Raw genomic sequence first — 15,640 nt, 5'->3', positions numbered from 1 at the left:
ACCTGACGGAGACGGAGACGGAGACGGAGACGGAGACGGAGACGGAGACGGAGACGGAGACGGGCGCGGTGCGGGGCGCAGCCCGTCCGTCGCCGTCTGCGGGCCGCCTGCCCGGACGGACCATGTGAAGCGGTGAGACCTCGGACATGAACGACGCGTTCTTCTCCTCGACGGGCCAGGGCTGGCCGCAGTTCGCCGACCTCGCCCTCGCCTTCGTCCTGACCTCGCTGATCGGGCTGGAGAGGCGGGCCAAGCGCAAGAGCGCGGGACTGCGCACCCATGCGCTGGTGGGCATCGGTGCCGCGCTCTTCATGCTGGTCAGCAAGTACGGCTTCGCCGATCTGATGGGGATGGAGGACGTCTCCTTCGACCCGTCCCGGATCGCGGCGCAGGTGGTCTCGGGCGTCGGGTTCCTCGGTGCCGGGGTCATCTTCCTGCGCCGGGACGTGGTGCGCGGGCTGACGACCGCGGCGATCGTGTGGGTCTCGGCCGCGGTCGGGATGGCCTGCGGCGCGGGTCTGCCGCTGCTGGCCGTGGCGGTCGTGGCGATGCACTTCCTCACGGTGTGGGGCTTCACCAAGATCAGCGATCGGTTGCCGGGCGTGGAGCCCGGCCATCTGCGGCTCACCTACCAGGAGGGGCGGGGCGTGCTGCGCACGGTGCTGGAGCTGTGCACGGAGCGGGGGTTCGCGGTGACCGAGACCAGCGTCGAGCAGATGGACGAGCGGCAACCGGATCTGGCGCGGCTGACCCTCGCGGTCTCCGGGCCCGGCTCGGTGCCGGAGCTGGTGGGTGAGCTGGTGGCGGTGCCGGGGGTGCGCGCGGTCAACGGCCGCACCGCCGCGAGCGCGCAGGACGGTGACTGAGCGCGGCGCGGCCGGGTGCTCGCCCCGGAGCGAGGTTTCCGGCCCGACGGCTGCGGAAACCCCGTGGGGCGACACCGCGAGCCGAAGGGGGCTGAGCACATGAACGCGGACGTCCTCGGAACGGCGACGGACCTCGCCGCCCGCGATCACCTGGTGGGCCTGGTGCCCGGACTCATCGGGCTGCTGATCGTGGCCGCGTTGATCGGCGCCGTCTGGCTCGGCATCCGGATCAAGAGCCGTGAGCCCGAACTCCCGGAGCCCGACCAGCAGCCGCACCTGCCCGACAGCGGCCCGGTCGAGGAGATCACGGAGAATCGCGAGCCGGACGAGATGCCCCGCGACGGGATCCGCCGGCTGCCGCACAGCGGGGTGCATGACCAGGGCGACCGCGAGCATCATCCGGGCGAACCCCCGACGCGCAAGAAGTGGGAGCCCGGCAAGAGCGGATCCTTCGGCAGCGGCGGAGCCGGCTGAGGCGACCGGCTCCCTGCGCAGCGCAGCGGACCGCGGCGGCCCCGCACCGCACGGCGGCCCGCCCGGAAGGATGGCGCGGCTTCTCGGCGATCCGGCCGGGGATGCGTCACCTGCCGGGCGCGGCCTTGTGTGCCGTGCCCCGTGGCCCGTGGCCCGTGTCCCGGGTGTGCCGGGTGCTCATTCCCCGGGCGTCAGCAGTGCCGCGAGCGGCCCCGTGATGTCGGCACGGGTGGGTGGGACCGCCGCGGCGAGCGAGTGCAGCAGCAGGCCGTCGAGTACGCGGGAGAGTGCGCGCGCGGTGCGCTCGTCGGTGTGCACGCGCAGTACCTCGCACTCGGTCTCCGCGTACAGCAGCGCCGCATCGCGCAGCTCCGGTCGGCGCATGGCGGCGGCGGACAGCTCGAACGAGAGCACCAGTGCGGGGCGGTCCTCCCGTACCAGCGCCTCCACCAGGTCGGCCAGCGCCTCGACCAGCCCGGCGCGGGAGAGGTCGCCCAGCGCGGCGCCCCAGGCGTGCAGCCGGAGCGCGTAGCGCTCGCTCAGCCTGCGGATGGCCGCGTCGAGCAGGTCGTCCAGGGTGGCGAAGTAGTAGGTGGTCGAGCCCAGCGGTACCCCGGCCTCGCGGGCCACCGCGCGGTGGCTGAGAGCCGCGATGCCGCCCCGCAGCAGGATGCGCTCGGTGGCGGCCATGATCCGTTCCCGGCGTGCGGGATCGGCGGGCCCGCGCTTGGCTCCCATCGGCGCTGACCGCCTTCCTCGGCTCCGGCAATTCTGTGTACCCTAGTACACAGTTTTATGTACGGCTGTACACAAAAGTGCGGTACGCGTGGGGGACGCGCCGCACCGGTGTGGCGCCGCACCGCACACGGGGGCAGAACGCGCCGCGAAAGGCGCCGGGAGACGGAGACAGCGAGCCATGGCGCAGGAGACGACCGAGAAGGCCGGCCCCCGGGAGTGGGCGGGGCTGCTGATCCTCACCCTGCCCGTGCTGCTGATCGCGGTCGACCTCACCGTCCTCGGCTTCGCCGTCCCCGCCCTCAGCGCCGACCTCGCACCGTCCGGTACCCAACTGCTGTGGCTCGTGGACATCTACTCCTTCGTCCTCGCCGGGCTGCTGGTGACCATGGGAACCCTCGGCGACCGCATCGGCCGGCGCAGACTGCTGATGACCGGATGCGCCGGATTCGGCGCTGCTTCCGCGCTCGCCGCCTACGCCCCGAGTGCGGGCTGGCTGATCGCGGCCCGCGTGCTGCTCGGCGTGGCCGGTGCGACGCTGATGCCCTCCACCCTCTCGCTGCTGCGCAACATGTTCCGCGACGAGCGCCAGCGGCTGGTCGCCGTCGCCGCCTGGGGCTCGGCCTTCAGCGCCGGTTCCGCGCTCGGCCCGGTCATCGGCGGACTGCTGCTGGAGCACTTCTGGTGGGGCTCGGTCTTCCTGATCAACCTGCCGCTGGTGCTGCTCGCGCTGATCGGCCTGCCGCTGCTGGTACCCGAGACCAAGGACCCCTCACCGGGCCGCTTCGACCTGCCCAGCGCGGCGCTGACCCTGCTGGCCGTGCTGCCCGCCGTCTACGCCGTGAAGTCCTTCGCACACGGCGACGGCCCCGCGGCCCTGCCCTTCCTCGTCCTGGGGCTCGCCTTCGGCTGGGTTTTCGTCCGCCGCCAGCGCACCCTCGCCGACCCGCTGATCGACCTCTCCCTCTTCGGCATCCGGCACTTCTCCGCCGCGATCGTCACCAATGTGCTCGTCGTCTTCGTGCTGGCCGGCTCGCTCTTCTTCATCCCCCAGTTCCTCCAGCTCTCGGCCGGACTCTCGCCGCTGCGCGGCGGACTGCTCCTGCTGCCCGGCGCCGCCCTCTCGGTGGCCTCCGGGTTCTTCGCGGCGGCCGCGGCCCGCCACACCGGCGTCCGACAGTTGATCACCGCGGGGCTGGCGACCGCGGCCGCCGGATTCGCGGTGCTCACGGCACTGCCGCTCGGGCACGGCGTGGCCCTGGTCGTGCTCGCCTTCTGCCTGGTCAGTCTGGGCGTGGGCACGGTGATGACGCTGACCAACAGCATGGTCCTGGCCGCCGTCCCGCCCGAGCGCGCGGGCGCCGCCTCCGCCGTCTCCGAGACCGGTATCGAGCTGGGCGGGGCCCTCGGGGTGGCCGTGCTGGGCAGCGTGCTCTCCTCCGCGTACCGGATGCGCCTCGACCCGGTGGACGGCGTACCGGAGGCCGCGCTGGAGGCGGCCCGCGAGACGCTCGGCAACGCGCTGGCCGCCGCCGCGCGACTGGGCGGTGAACCCGGCAGGGCACTGATCGCCGAGGCCAGGTCCGCCTTCACCGGCGGCGTCCAGGCCACCGGGCTGGCCGGTGCCGCACTGCTCGCGGTCGCCGCCGTCCTGGCGTGGGTGCTGCTGCGGCCCCGGCCCGGGGAGAGCGGCGGCACGGATCCCGGCCCCGACCGGAAGACAGCCGCTGCCCGGCACGACTGACGCACTTGCGGACCGGGCGGGAAAGCACCCGTCCTGAGGACAGACCGCTGCGGCGAACGGCTCAAGCTGCCCGCGCGCCGCGCTCGCCCGACGGCTGCCACGCGGTTCCCGGCCGCACGATCGTGCCATGAATGAGGCCGTACGAAAGAGACGGGCGGCGGCTCCGCTGGCCGCACTGGTGTGTGCCGCGGTACTCGCCGGAGGCACGCCGCAGGCCGCGGGAACCGCCCCCGCGAAGGGCGTCGCCGAGGCCGCGCGGCCGCTGCCCGCGCTCTACCGGGAGGCCGCGGCCGCCGCCGCCCGCTACGAGGCCGCCACCCGCAAGGTGGCGGCCCAACGCGCGGCGGTCGCCCGCGCCGAACGTGCCGTCAGCAGAGGAGAGCACCGGCTGCGGCGGCTGCACCGGCAACTCGGTGCCGTCGCCCGCAGGCAGTACCAGCAGGGCGGCTGGGTCCCCGCCACCCGGCTGCTGACGACCGGATCGCCGGACACCCTCTTCGACCAGCTCCGGGCCCAGCACCAGGGCGACCACGCCTTCCACCGGCTGCTGCGCACCACGGAGACGGTCCAGCAGCAGCTGGCCCGGCAGCGGGCGCACCGGGAAACGGTGCTGGGCGAGCTGAAGGCCGAGGCCGACCGGCGGCGACGCGCGCAGCGCGCTGTCGAACGGCGGCTGACGCAGGCCGGGAAACGGGTCCGGGAGGGGCGGGAGGAGAGGGCCGCGCGCGCCGCCGGCCCGATCACCCGTGCCGCGCTCCGCTCCGGCGGCGAGGAAGCGAAGTGGGTGGCTCCGGTCGAGGACTACACGCTGTCGGCGGGCTTCGCCTCGGCCGGCAAGCGCTGGGCGCACAGCCACACCGGCCAGGACTTCGCGGTCGGGACCGGCACTCCGGTGCGGGCCGTCGGCGCGGGGACCGTCGTACGGACCAGCAGTGGCGGGCCGTTCGGCAACCACGTCGTCATCAAGCACCCCAACGGCTACTACACCCAGTACGCGCACCTCTCCCGTATCCAGACCAGGCAGGGCGACCGGGTACACGCGGGTGAGCAGATCGGCCTGTCCGGAAGCACCGGCAACTCCACAGGACCGCATCTGCACTTCGAGGTCCGGGTCACTCCTGACGTCGGTTCGGGGGTGGACCCGCTGCCCTGGCTGCGCAGCCGCGGCGTGCACGTCTGACACCGCTGCCGCAGTGCCCGTAGCGCGGCCCGCCGGGGCCCGGCCGGTGCGGCGGGGCGGAGGCCCGCTTGCCCCCGCCGCCCCCGGCCCCGCCGGGCCCCGGGGTGGTCCCGTCCGGGCCGGGTGGCGCCCGGTCAGGGCTGGGCCATGGTGCGGTTCATCGCCAGGTTGGACACCAGCAGTCCGCCGTCCACCGGGAGGCTGACCCCGGTGATCCAGGCCGCGTCCCGGGAGGCCAGGAACGCCACGGCGGCGGCGATGTCCGAGGGCTCGCCCACCCGGCCGAGCGGGTAGTGCGCGGCGACGCGCTCCAGCATCTCGGCCCGCTCCCGCCACACGTCGGTGCGCACCGTGCCGGGCTCGACCATGTTGACCCGCACCCCGCGCGGCGCCGACTCGACCGCCAGGGTGCGGGTGAGGGAGGCCAGTCCGGCCTTGGCGGCGCTGTAGGCGTGGTCCCCGAAGTGCTGCTCCGCGTTGACCGAGCCCACGTTGACGACGGCTCCACGCGCCTCGGCCGCGGCCAGCAGGGGCAGCGCGGCACGGGTGCACCGCGCCGCCCCGTGCAGAGTGACCTCGAAGTCCTCGTACCAGGGCGCCTCCTGCCACTCCTCGAAGCGGGCCGGATCACGGTGGCAGGCGTAGGCGTTGTTGACCAGGACGTCGAGCCCTCCGAACGCCTCGGCGGCGTGGTCGGCCGCCGCCTGTGCCGCCGAGGTGTCCGTCACGTCGCAGCCGCGGGACTCGGCCCGGCCGCCGCTGCCGCGGATGTCCGCGGCGATCCGCTCGGCGCGGTCCGGATCCCGGTCGGTGACCAGCACTTGAGCGCCCTCGGCGGCGAGCCGGCGGGCGACGGCCGCTCCGATGCCCTGCCCGGCGCCGGTCACCAGCGCCGCGTACCCCTCGAAACGTGTCATCGGATCATGCTAGAAGTGCCCTCCCCGTGCTGCTTCCCGTGCTGGTCCCCGGCGCCGGGCCCGGCAGCACCGCGGCGTGCGGCCGCCTTGTTGTGCTGCTCCTCCCAGGTGGAGAGGGCGAGTCCGCAGGCGTGGTCCATGTGCCGCAGCTTCTCCAGGCACAGCTCGACGCGCCGGTCGGCGGGCAGCGCCTCCAACTGGTCCTGCAGCTTGGGCAGCCGCAGGAAGGTGGCGTTCCCCAGCACCGTGACCCGCAGCGGCCGCTCCTCGCCGGGGTCCTCCGTCTCGACATGGACGTGCGAGGTCTCCCAGGCGGTCTTGACAACGGCCATCAGCAGTCCCAGCAGCACCCCTTCGAACATGTTGGTCAGCACGATGGCCAGCGCGGTCACGGCCAGCACCACCGCCTCGGCGCGGTGCTCCCGCCACATCGGGCGCAGATCGCGGAGCGGAATCAGCTTCCAGCCCGCGTGGACCAGGACGCCCGCCAGTGCGGAGAGCGGGATCATGCCGAGCGCCCCGGGCAGTGCGGCCGCGAACAGCAGCAGCCACAGGCCGTGCAGCACCCGGGAGACCTTCGTCCTGGCCCCGGCGTGGACATTGGCCGAGCTGCGGACGATGACCGCCGTCATCGGCAGCGCGCCCAGCGCCCCGCACACGGTGTTCCCGGCGCCCTGGGCCATCAGCTCCTTGTTGTAGTCGGTGCGCGGACCGTCGTGCAGCCGGTCGACGGCTGCCGCGCTGAACAGCGACTCGGCCGAGGCGATCAGTGTGAACGCGAGCACCGTGCCCAGCATGCCGAGCGAGGCGAGGCCGCCGAACTCGTCCAGGCCGGGAGGCTGGACGGAGTCCAGCAGGCCGTGCACCTCGACACGTGCGACGGGCAGATCGAGCACCGCCGTCACCGCCGTGGCCAGCAGCACCGCCGCCAGCGGTGCGGGCAGCACCTGGGCCGCTGACCGCCACTTCGGCCACAGCAGCAGCACCGCCACCGTTCCGGCCCCGATCGCCAGGGCGGTCGCGGCGGTGCTGTCGCGTGCGGTGTCCAGCACCAGCCCGCCCAGGCCCAGGATCTTCTCCGGGCCGCCGGCGGGCGCCTCGGCGTCGGCGAGTGCGTAGAGCTGGCCGGCGATCAGGACCAGGCCGATGCCCGCGAGCATGCCCTGGACGACGGAGACGGAGATGGCACGGAACCAGCGGCCCAGCCGGAGCACGCCCATCAGCAGTTGCAGCAGCCCGGCCAGCAGTACCAGGACGCCGAGCGCGCCGATGCCGTAGGTCTGCACGGCCTCGTACACCAGCACCGTCAGCCCGGCGGCGGGGCCGCTGACCTGGAGGCTGCTGCCGGGCAGGAACCCGGTGACCAGACCGCCCACGATGCCGGTGACCAGCCCGAGTTCGGCCGGGACGCCGGAGGCGACGGCGATGCCCACGCACAGCGGCACGGCGACGAGGAAGACGACCAGGGAGGCGGTGAAGTCCGCCCGCAGGGAGCGCCGGTCGCGCGGGGGACGGACGGCACGCGCGCCGCCCGGATTCTTCACACTGCTGTTCTCGGAGTTCTCGGAGTGCGTCATGACGCCACCTCTCACAGCGGGAGGAACGCGTCGAGACGCGTGTCGAGTTGGAGTATCAGACCGGTGTCGATGCTGTAGAACCAGCCGCGCAGCCGGAGCAGCCCGGCGGCCTCGCGCTCGGCGACGCAGGGATGGTCGCGCAGCCGGGCCAACTGGGCGCGGACATGGCGTTGCACGGCGGCGGCCACGTCGGGTTGCGTGCGCGCCTCGTCGTCGGGAGCGAGCTCGGCGGAGGGCTGCAGTTGGGCGGTCAGCCAGCCGTGCACGGCCGGCACGGCCGCCAGGTCCTCGCCGCGCACCAGGGCGCCGACCGCGCCGCAGTGCGAGTGCCCGCACACCACGATCTCGGGCACCTCCAGGACCCGGACCGCGTACTCGATGGTGGCCGACTCGCCGCTGGGGTGTCCGGCTCCGGAGCAGGGCGGTACGGCGTTGCCCGCGGTGCGCAGTTCGAAGAGCTGTCCGGGGCGGGCGCCGGTGAACACGGCAGGCTGCACCCGCGAGTCGGAGCAGGAGATGAAGAGGGCTTCGGGGGACTGGCCCTGCGCCAGCCTGCCGTAGCTCTCGCGGTCGTCGTCGCGGTCGCTGATCCGTGCGGAGAAGGAGCGTGCATACGGGATGAGAGAGCGCATCAGGTTACCTTGCGTTCAGGTGCGTACGGGATCGGCGTACGGAGCCCTCCCGCCCGGGCCGGGTGCCGGGGCCGCGTGCGGATCGCGGCGCGGGGACTCTGCGTACGGAAGTCGGCGGGGGCCGTGCCCCGCGGCGGTGCGCACCGCGTACCGGTCCGTCACGGACGGTACCGGCGGGCGGGCGCCGCAGCCGGTATCAGTGCAGCAGCACCTGGTGCAGTACGGGGACCTCGACGGATCTGCGCCACGGCATACCGGCGCTGCCGTTCCCGGGCAGCGCGGCCGGTCCCGCGGCGGCCGGAGGGCCGAGCGGCGGGGCGCACGCGTGCGGCGGCCGCTCACCGGGGGCCGGCGGTGCGCCCGGGGGCCGGACGGTGCGGCGCGGGTGGCAGGCGGCTGCCCCGTGCTCGGTCTCGTGCCCGGCGGAGGGGGAGACGTCCTCGGCGGTCGCGGCGGCAGGTGCCGGCGGTCCGCTCGCCGCGGAGAGGAGGGCGCCGGTGCCTTCGGCGGCCAGCAGGACGGACAGGAGCAGGACGAGGGCCGAGAGGCACGCCTTGGCGGCGGTCACATGGCGTCGCATCGTCGTCCTCCGGTCCACTGCTCCGAGCTGGGCCGATTCCATCGTCACCCACAGGGCGTGACGAACCCGCACGTCAAAGGTGAACGATAGGTGAACTCGCCTGGGAGATCCGGAGGTTGCTGCTTCGGTCCGCTGGTTTTCAGCCGCAACGGCGGGAATTGAGCGCCGACGGTATTCGCTCGTACGATTGAAACTCGAACTTTCGCGTTCTTACCGGTGCATCTGTCCCTGGCGCCGCCCGGCAGCGGGTGTGTCGCGGGGCGGCGCCGGGGTCGTGGCTACGCGATTGCGATCGGCGGTCTCCCGCGGGGTGTCCGATGCGCGGCGACGCCGTCTCGTGCGCTGCCGCCGGGCCCTCCTCGGCCCGATCCTCGCCCCGGCTCCCTCTCCGCCGGGGCCCGCGTGGACCTCACCCGCGGCTGCCCGTCCGGCCGTCCGCCGGTCGTGTGGCGCCGAGCGGGGGTGCCGAGCCCGGTCGGTCCGGGCGGGCCGGCCTCCGGGGTCCCGGCCGCGCCGCCGCGGCTGCCGCGGCGGCGCGGCCCGTCGTCACCCTCCGTGGCCCCATGGGCTGCGTGCGCTCCCGGCGCGCTGCCGCGAGCGCCGGGGGTTCCGGTGCCACCATGGAAGCAGGCCCCCGACATGGAGGAAGAGATGTTCGAGCCGGACGACATCCGGGAGTGGCGCGGGCACGACGTGGTGGACGCGGGCGGCAGCAAGATCGGCCCGCTGGAGTCGGTGTACGTGGACACGGCCACCGACCAGCCCTCCTTCGCCACCGTGACCGTCGGTGTGCCCACCCGGCACCGGCTGGTCTTCGTCCCGCTGGCAGGGGCCACCGTGGGGCCGGGGTATCTGAAGGTCCGGTATCCCCGGAGCCAGGTCAAGGACGCCCCGTCCATCGGGACGGACGACGTGCTGCCGGCCGGGGACGAGCCCTCCGTCTTCGCCCACTACGAGATCGAGTACACCCCGGGTGCGGGTGGCGAGCGCCGCCTCGCGCGCCGCTGAGACGGGGAGGTCGCGATGCTGCTGTTCCTGTTCCTGGTCGCGGTGGCGATCCTGCTGGGAGTCTTCGGCTCCATCGTCGAAGGACTGTTCTACTTGCTGGTCATCGGCATCTTCGTGGCGCTGATCGCCTTTCTGTACGCGGCCTGGCGCATCACCGCCGGGGCCAACCGGCGCTCTCCGCGCTGAACCGCCCCCGCTGCGGCGGCCGGCCGAACTGCCCCTTCGTGGCGGCCGGTCGGGTGCTGTGTCCGTGATGTAAATGTAAGGACAACAGCTCTTTACGTCATCCGGGCACCGTGCCACTCTTCCGGGCACGATCTCTGGCGCAAGGACGCAAGGAGGGGCCCGGATGGGAGTTGTCGCGCGGAGAACCGCGCTGACCGCCGCCGTCCTCGGAGCTGGCTCGGCGGCACTCGCAGGCTGCGGGAGCCCGCTCGATCCACGCGGAGGCGAGGGCGGGGACGGCGCAATGGCGCTCAGCGTCGCCACCAACGCCGTCGCGGGCGGCAAGAACGCCGACGAGGCCGAGTGGATCGAACGCTGGGTCATACCCCGCTTCGTCGCCCAGCAGCGCGCCGAAGGCGTCGACGTACGGGTGGAGTTCCAGCCCAGCGGTGTGGACGACGAGCAGTACAAGACCAAACTGGCCCTCGACCTGAAGGCGCAGGCGGGGCCGGACGTGATGGCGCTGGACGGCATCTGGCTGGGCGAGTTCGCGCAGGCCGAGTACATCAGACCGCTGCACGAGGTGGCCGGGTCCGGCGTGGCCGACTGGTCCGGCTGGCGGCAGATCAGCCCGAAGGTGCGCTCTCTGGCCCGTTTCGAGGGAAAGCTCTACGGCATACCCGCGGGCACCGACGCGCGGGTCCTCTACTTCCACAAACCGCTCTTCCGCAGGGCGGGACTCCCCGCCGACTGGCAGCCGGCCAGTTGGCAGGACATCCTCGACGCGGCCCGCACGCTCAAGCGCCTCGACGGTGTCACCCCGCTCCAGATCAACGCGGGCACCGCGATGGGCGAGGCCACCACCATGCAGGGCGTGCTCCCGCTGCTCACCGGGGCCGGCGGCCGGATCGCCAAGGGGGACCGCTGGTACGGCGACACCCCGGAGCTCCGTGCCGTGCTCGGCTTCTACCGTGACGTCTACCGGCACGGGCTGGGCGACCCGCGGCTCCAGCAGGAGGCCAAGGGCCGGGACAAGTCCTTCGAGCAGTTCGCCGAGGGCAGGCTGGGCATCCTGGCCGAGGGCGACTACTTCTGGCGGGACGTGATCTCCCCCGGGACCGGGACGGCCCCCATGAAGCAGCGTGACAACGATGTCGGCTATGCCCTGGTGCCCGCCCGCGCGCGGCACGAGGGCATCGGGGGCCGGGACCATGTCAGCCTGTCCGGCGGCGCCGTGCACGTGCTCAACCCGAACACCCGCCATCCCCGCCAGGCGTTCGCCCTGCTGACCGCGCTGCACTCGGCCCGCGCGCTGCGGGCACGGCTCGGGGACGCCGCCATGATCACCGAGCGGGACGACGTCAACGACACGGTCCTGGAGAAGGACCCCATGCTCCGGTTCTGCGCCGACAAGGCACTGCCCGTCACCAGCTTCCGGCCCCCGCTCGCCGCCTACACCGCCGTCTCCCTCGCGCTCCAGGAGGCGACGGCCCGGGTGGTGGCGGGCCGGGAGCCCGACCACGTCGCACAGGGCTACCGCAAGGAACTGGAGGAGGTGCTCGGTGGCAGCGACCACATCATCGGCTGAACAGGCCGCTCCGGCGGCGGACCGCGGCCCGGGGAACGCGGAGGGCCGGGAGCCCGAGCGGGACGCGGCCGGACTCGGCCGGCGCCGGGCCGCCGCCTTCGTCGCGCCGGCGCTGGTGCTGGTCGCCCTGTTCCTGGTGCTGCCCGCCGTCTGGACGCTCTACCTGGGCGCCACCGACTACCGGCTGACCGGAATCCCCGCCATCGACCCCAGCTTCGTCGGATTCGACAACATCACCAAGGCGCTGGGCGACGAGAGCTTCCTGCACTCGCTCCGCCTCACCCTGCTCTTCGTCCTCGGCTCCGCCGTCATCGGCCAGGCCGGACTCGGCTTCGCGCTCGCCTGGTGGATGCGCGAGCGCAGCGGATGGCTCAGGACGACGCTCGAAGCGCTGGTGATGCTCGCCTGGATCCTGCCCAGTTCGGTCGTGGCCTTCCTGTGGATCGCCTTCCTCGACCGGGACGGCGGCACCCTCAACGAACTGCTCCGCACGCCCGGCGCCGCCTGGCTGCTCGACCACCCGATGCTGTCGATCATCGTCTACAACATCTGGCGCGGCAGCGCCTTCTCGATGATGCTCTACAGCGCGGCCCTCGGGAACGTGCCCGCCTCCCACCTGGAGACCGCGCGGCTGGCCGGGGCGAGCGGATTCCAGCAACTGCGCGACGTCGTCTTCCCACGCATCCGCGGCCACATCCTGACGAACCTGCTGCTGATCAGCCTGTGGACGTTCAACGACTTCACCCCGTTCCTCATCACGGCCGGTGGCCCCGACGGGAAGACCGAGACGCTGCCCGTGCACATCTACAAGACGGCGCTCGGCAGCGGAGAGCTGGGCTACGGTGCTGCGCTCTCGTTCCTGATGCTGCTGATCAACCTGGTGGTGGCGGTGATCTACCTGCGGCTGCTCGGCCAGAAGAACCGGAAGAAGAAGACCCGGACCGCACGCGGACGATCCGCCGAAGGCGCCCGCGGCAGCGAACTGGAGGAGTCAGCGTGAGAACCCCGGCGAACCCCGCCGCCGCACTGCTGCGCGGCGTCGGCGTCTACCTCCTGGTCGCCCTCACCCTCGCGTTCTTCGCGCTGCCCATGCTGTGGCTGGCCAGCGCCCCCTTCGACAAGCACCCGGGCATCACCGTCTCGCTGCCCGACTTCACCCTCGCCAACTTCGAACGGCTCTGGAACAACCCCAACGCCGTCGACTCGCTGGCCAGTTCGCTGATCCTGGCCGGCGGCAGCGCCGTACTGGTCGTCGGACTCTCCGCGCTGGCCGCCTACGCGCTCAGCCGGGTGCACATCCGCGGCCGGGACGGGCTGCTGTACGCGCTGCTGCTGCTCTCCTCCATCGTCACCGGCACCGCGGCGATGGTGCCGATCTTCCTGCTCGCCGCCGAACTCGACCTGGTCGACTCCTACCTCGGGGTCGTCCTCGTCCTCACCGGCGGTCTCCTGCCCGCGGCGATCTTCATCCTCAAGGACTTCATGGACACCACGCCGCGCTCCTACGAGGAGTCGGCACGGGTCTTCGGCGCCTCCCCGCTGCGCGTCATGAAGGACATCGTCGTGCCGGTGGTCCGGCCCGGACTCGCCACGGTCGGGGTCTGGACGGTAGCCCAGGTGTGGGGCAACTTCCTCATCCCGTTCCTGCTGCTGCGCTCGCCGGACAAGTCGCCCGCCGCGGTGGTCATGTACACCTTCTACACCGAGGGCGGCCAGCCCGACCTCGCGCTGATCTCCACCTTCTCCCTGCTCTACTCGCTGCCGGTCGTGCTGATGTTCCTCTTCGTCAGCCGCCGCTACGGCTTCCGCTTCCACGGAGGGATCAAGGCCTGATGGCAGACATCACCCTCGACCGGCTCGCCAAGGTCTACCCCGGTGGCGTGCGGGCCCTGCACGATCTGGACCTGACCGTCCGGGACGGCGAGTTCTTCGCCCTCCTGGGCCCTTCCGGCTGCGGCAAGTCCACGCTGCTGCGCACCGTCGCGGGACTGGAGGCCGCCAGCGGCGGCACCGTCCGGATCGGCGCGCGCGACGTCACGGAACTGCAGCCGGGCGACCGGGACATCGCCATGGTCTTCCAGGACTACGCCCTCTTCCCGCACATGACCGTCGAGGAGAACATCGGCTACCCGCTGAAGATCAAGAAGGTGGGCAGGGCGGAACGCGCCGCCAAGGCCCGGCGGACCGCCGAGGAACTCGGCCTCGGCCACCTCTCGGAGCGCCGGCCGGGCCAGCTCTCCGGCGGCCAGCAGCAACGGGCCGCGCTGGCCCGCGCCATGGCCTGCCATCCGCAGGTCTTCCTCTTCGACGAGCCGCTGTCCAACCTGGACGCGCGGATGCGCCTGGAGGCCCGCACCTTCCTCAAGAAGCTCCAGCGGGAACTGGGCGTGACCACCGTCTTCGTCACCCACGACCAGGCCGAAGCGCTGGCCATGGCCGACCGCCTCGCGGTGATGGAGGGCGGCGAACTGCGCCAGGTGGGCACCCCCACCGAGGTCTTCCGCCGGCCCGCCAGCACCTTCGTGGCCTCGTTCATCGGATCGACCCCCATGAACCTGCTGCCGGGCCGGGTCACCGGGGACGGGACCGTGCGGGTGGCGGGCGGCGAGCTGCCGGTGCCCGACGAGGCCGCCCCGCTGGCCGAGGCGGGCGAAGAGGTCGTCTACGGCATCCGTCCCGAGTACCTGAGCTGGTCCGACAGCGCGGCGGACGGTGCGGTGAGCGGCACCGTCTCGGTCGTGGAGAACCTCGGCAGCGCCCAGTTGGTCACCCTGGAGCCCGAGGACGGCAGCAGCGTGCAGGTCGTCGTCCCCGAGGAGCACGAGCCGGCGCCCGGCACCCGGGGCTGGGCCGCACCCCGTGCGGACCGGGCGCTGCTGTACCGGGACGGAGACCTCCTCGCGGCCCGCGCGGAAGCCGGAACCGCCGCGGCCCCGCTGTCATGACCGTACGCGAACAGATCCGGCACGGCACCTGGACGATGGAGCAGCGCGCCCAGGACGTCCTCCGCACGGTCCCGGTCGAGGTGCCCGGCGGTACCGGTGCGCTCACCGCGACCCTCGCCTACCCGCGCGCCGCAGGCGTGCTCGACCTGGGACTCCTCGGCCCGCACGGGGAGTTCCGCGGCTGGTCGGGCGGCGCCCGCGACGCCTTCACCGTCACCGAGGAGTGGGCCACCCCCGGCTATCTGCCCGGTCCGCTGGAGCCCGGGACCTGGCAGGTCCTGCTGCGGCTGCACCGCATCCCGCCCCAGGGCCTGCCCTGGACGGTGCGGGCCCGGCTCGGCACCCGGGCACCCGCGGCGCCGCCGGCCGCCACTCCGCCCCCGCACCTGCCGGGGGACCGGCGCCCGCGGCGTGGCGTCCCCCGGCTGGACGGCGCCGAGTGGCTGGCCGGCGACCTGCACGCGCACACGGTGCACAGCGACGGCTCCCTCACCCCGGACGAGCTGGTCCGCGCCGCGGCCGCCGAGGGTCTGGACTTCCTCGCCGTCACCGACCACAACACCGTCAGCCACCACCCCTGGCTGCCGGCCGTCGCCCGCCGGCAGGGCATCCGGCTGCTGCCCGGCCAGGAGGTCACCACCGACCTCGGGCACGCCAACGTGTTCGGCGACACCGGGTGGATCGACTTCCGCCGCCCCGCCGGGGAGTGGTTGGAGCAGGCCGAGGCCGCGGGCGGCGTCCTGTCCGTCAACCACCCGCTGGCCGACGACTGCGGCTGGGAGCTCCCCTTCGCCGCACGGCGGCCCCGGCACGCCGAACTCTGGCACCACACCTGGACCGACCGGCGGCACTCGGCACCCCTCGCCTGGGCGCGGGCCTGGCGCGAAGAGGTCGTCCCGCTCGGCGGCAGCGACTTCCACCGCCCCGAGCAGGGCCGCCCCCTCGGCGCCCCGACCACCTGGGTGCTGTGCCCGGACGGTGACGTCCTGGCCGGTCTCGCGGCGGGCCGCACCGCCGTCTCGGCCGGTCCCGGCGCCGCCGTGCTGCTGCGGTACGGGGACGAACTGCTCGCCCTCGACGCCGACGGCACCGTACTGGTGCGGCCCGACGGGCGGCGCACCGTGGTGCGCGGCGACACCGTCCGGCTGCCGGCCGCCGACGGGCTCCACCGGCTGGAGACGCACACCTGCGAGGTGGTGGCCCTGTGCAGCTGAACCGTTCGGGCGCCC

General features: G+C 73.3%; 16 protein-coding genes. 11 read left to right on the top strand and 5 right to left on the bottom strand.

The genetic code is table 11. From position 1 onward, the window contains the following. The first annotated feature begins 146 nt into the window (after positions 1–146). Both BMX65_RS13880 and BMX65_RS13875 read left to right on the top strand, forming a co-directional pair. Complete coding sequence (locus tag BMX65_RS13880; RefSeq protein ID WP_075000550.1) at positions 147–866, top strand: MgtC/SapB family protein; 720 nt, start codon at positions 147–149, stop codon at positions 864–866. A 99-nt stretch (positions 867–965) separates the two neighbouring features. Beyond that, positions 966–1,340, top strand: a complete 375-nt coding sequence (locus tag BMX65_RS13875; RefSeq protein WP_075000549.1) for a DUF6479 family protein — start codon at positions 966–968, stop codon at positions 1,338–1,340. Positions 1,341–1,517: 177 nt separating this feature from the next. On the opposite strand, the gene BMX65_RS13870 is transcribed toward BMX65_RS13875, so the two are convergent. Then, complete coding sequence (locus BMX65_RS13870) at positions 1,518–2,078, bottom strand: TetR/AcrR family transcriptional regulator (protein ID WP_075000548.1); 561 nt, start codon at positions 2,076–2,078, stop codon at positions 1,518–1,520. A 178-nt stretch (positions 2,079–2,256) separates the two neighbouring features. Between BMX65_RS13870 and BMX65_RS13865 the strand changes: the two genes are divergently transcribed. Then, entirely contained in the window at positions 2,257–3,819 is a 1,563-nt protein-coding gene (locus tag BMX65_RS13865) for an MFS transporter (protein ID WP_075000547.1), read from the top strand. A gap of 127 nt (positions 3,820–3,946) precedes the next feature. Beyond that, the gene (locus tag BMX65_RS13860; RefSeq protein WP_075000546.1) at positions 3,947–4,999 is read left to right on the top strand and encodes a M23 family metallopeptidase; all 1,053 of its coding nucleotides are present in this window, start codon (positions 3,947–3,949) and stop codon (positions 4,997–4,999) included. A gap of 134 nt (positions 5,000–5,133) precedes the next feature. Here the strand turns inward: BMX65_RS13860 and BMX65_RS13855 are convergent, their stop codons facing one another. The 4 genes from BMX65_RS13855 to BMX65_RS13840 all read right to left on the bottom strand — a co-directional run bounded on the left by BMX65_RS13855 (position 5,134) and on the right by BMX65_RS13840 (position 8,753). After that, positions 5,134–5,916, bottom strand: coding sequence for an SDR family NAD(P)-dependent oxidoreductase (locus BMX65_RS13855; RefSeq protein WP_075000545.1), 783 nt, complete (start codon positions 5,914–5,916; stop codon positions 5,134–5,136). Continuing rightward, a complete protein-coding gene (locus tag BMX65_RS13850; protein WP_239501861.1) occupies positions 5,913–7,493 on the bottom strand; it encodes a SulP family inorganic anion transporter in 1,581 nt (526 codons plus the stop codon). The genes BMX65_RS13855 and BMX65_RS13850 overlap by 4 nt, the downstream gene beginning before the upstream one ends. An 11-nt stretch (positions 7,494–7,504) precedes the next feature. Then, positions 7,505–8,125 (bottom strand): carbonic anhydrase, encoded by a 621-nt coding sequence (locus BMX65_RS13845; protein ID WP_075000544.1) that lies wholly within the window; start codon positions 8,123–8,125, stop codon positions 7,505–7,507. A 196-nt stretch (positions 8,126–8,321) separates the two neighbouring features. After that, positions 8,322–8,753, bottom strand: a complete 432-nt coding sequence (locus BMX65_RS13840; RefSeq protein WP_143081845.1) for a hypothetical protein — start codon at positions 8,751–8,753, stop codon at positions 8,322–8,324. Positions 8,754–9,356: 603 nt separating this feature from the next. Here BMX65_RS13840 and BMX65_RS13835 point away from each other — a divergent pair. From BMX65_RS13835 to BMX65_RS13810, 7 genes are all read left to right on the top strand, one after another. Beyond that, positions 9,357–9,713, top strand: coding sequence for a PRC-barrel domain-containing protein (locus BMX65_RS13835; protein WP_075000651.1), 357 nt, complete (start codon positions 9,357–9,359; stop codon positions 9,711–9,713). Between the two features lie 15 nt (positions 9,714–9,728). Then, positions 9,729–9,899 carry a hypothetical protein gene (locus BMX65_RS32870; protein WP_177214265.1) on the top strand — a complete coding sequence of 57 codons (171 nt, stop codon included), beginning with the start codon at positions 9,729–9,731 and terminating at the stop codon, positions 9,897–9,899. Between the two features lie 283 nt (positions 9,900–10,182). After that, entirely contained in the window at positions 10,183–11,466 is a 1,284-nt protein-coding gene (locus BMX65_RS13830; protein ID WP_239501862.1) for an extracellular solute-binding protein, read from the top strand. Then, on the top strand, positions 11,441–12,466 hold the full coding sequence (locus BMX65_RS13825; RefSeq protein ID WP_075000541.1) for a carbohydrate ABC transporter permease: 1,026 nt from the start codon (positions 11,441–11,443) through the stop codon (positions 12,464–12,466). The genes BMX65_RS13830 and BMX65_RS13825 overlap by 26 nt, the downstream gene beginning before the upstream one ends. Next, positions 12,463–13,299 (top strand): carbohydrate ABC transporter permease, encoded by an 837-nt coding sequence (locus tag BMX65_RS13820; RefSeq protein WP_075000540.1) that lies wholly within the window; start codon positions 12,463–12,465, stop codon positions 13,297–13,299. Before BMX65_RS13825 ends, BMX65_RS13820 begins: the two co-directional genes overlap by 4 nt. Continuing rightward, the gene (locus BMX65_RS13815; protein ID WP_075000539.1) at positions 13,299–14,411 is read left to right on the top strand and encodes an ABC transporter ATP-binding protein; all 1,113 of its coding nucleotides are present in this window, start codon (positions 13,299–13,301) and stop codon (positions 14,409–14,411) included. Before BMX65_RS13820 ends, BMX65_RS13815 begins: the two co-directional genes overlap by 1 nt. Continuing rightward, positions 14,408–15,625, top strand: coding sequence for a CehA/McbA family metallohydrolase (locus BMX65_RS13810; RefSeq protein ID WP_075000538.1), 1,218 nt, complete (start codon positions 14,408–14,410; stop codon positions 15,623–15,625). Before BMX65_RS13815 ends, BMX65_RS13810 begins: the two co-directional genes overlap by 4 nt. The last annotated feature ends 15 nt before the right edge of the window (positions 15,626–15,640 follow it).

Source organism: Streptomyces qinglanensis, assembly GCF_900111245.1.
Classification (GTDB): domain Bacteria; phylum Actinomycetota; class Actinomycetes; order Streptomycetales; family Streptomycetaceae; genus Streptomyces; species Streptomyces qinglanensis.
This window is presented reverse-complemented; position numbering and strand designations above follow the sequence as displayed.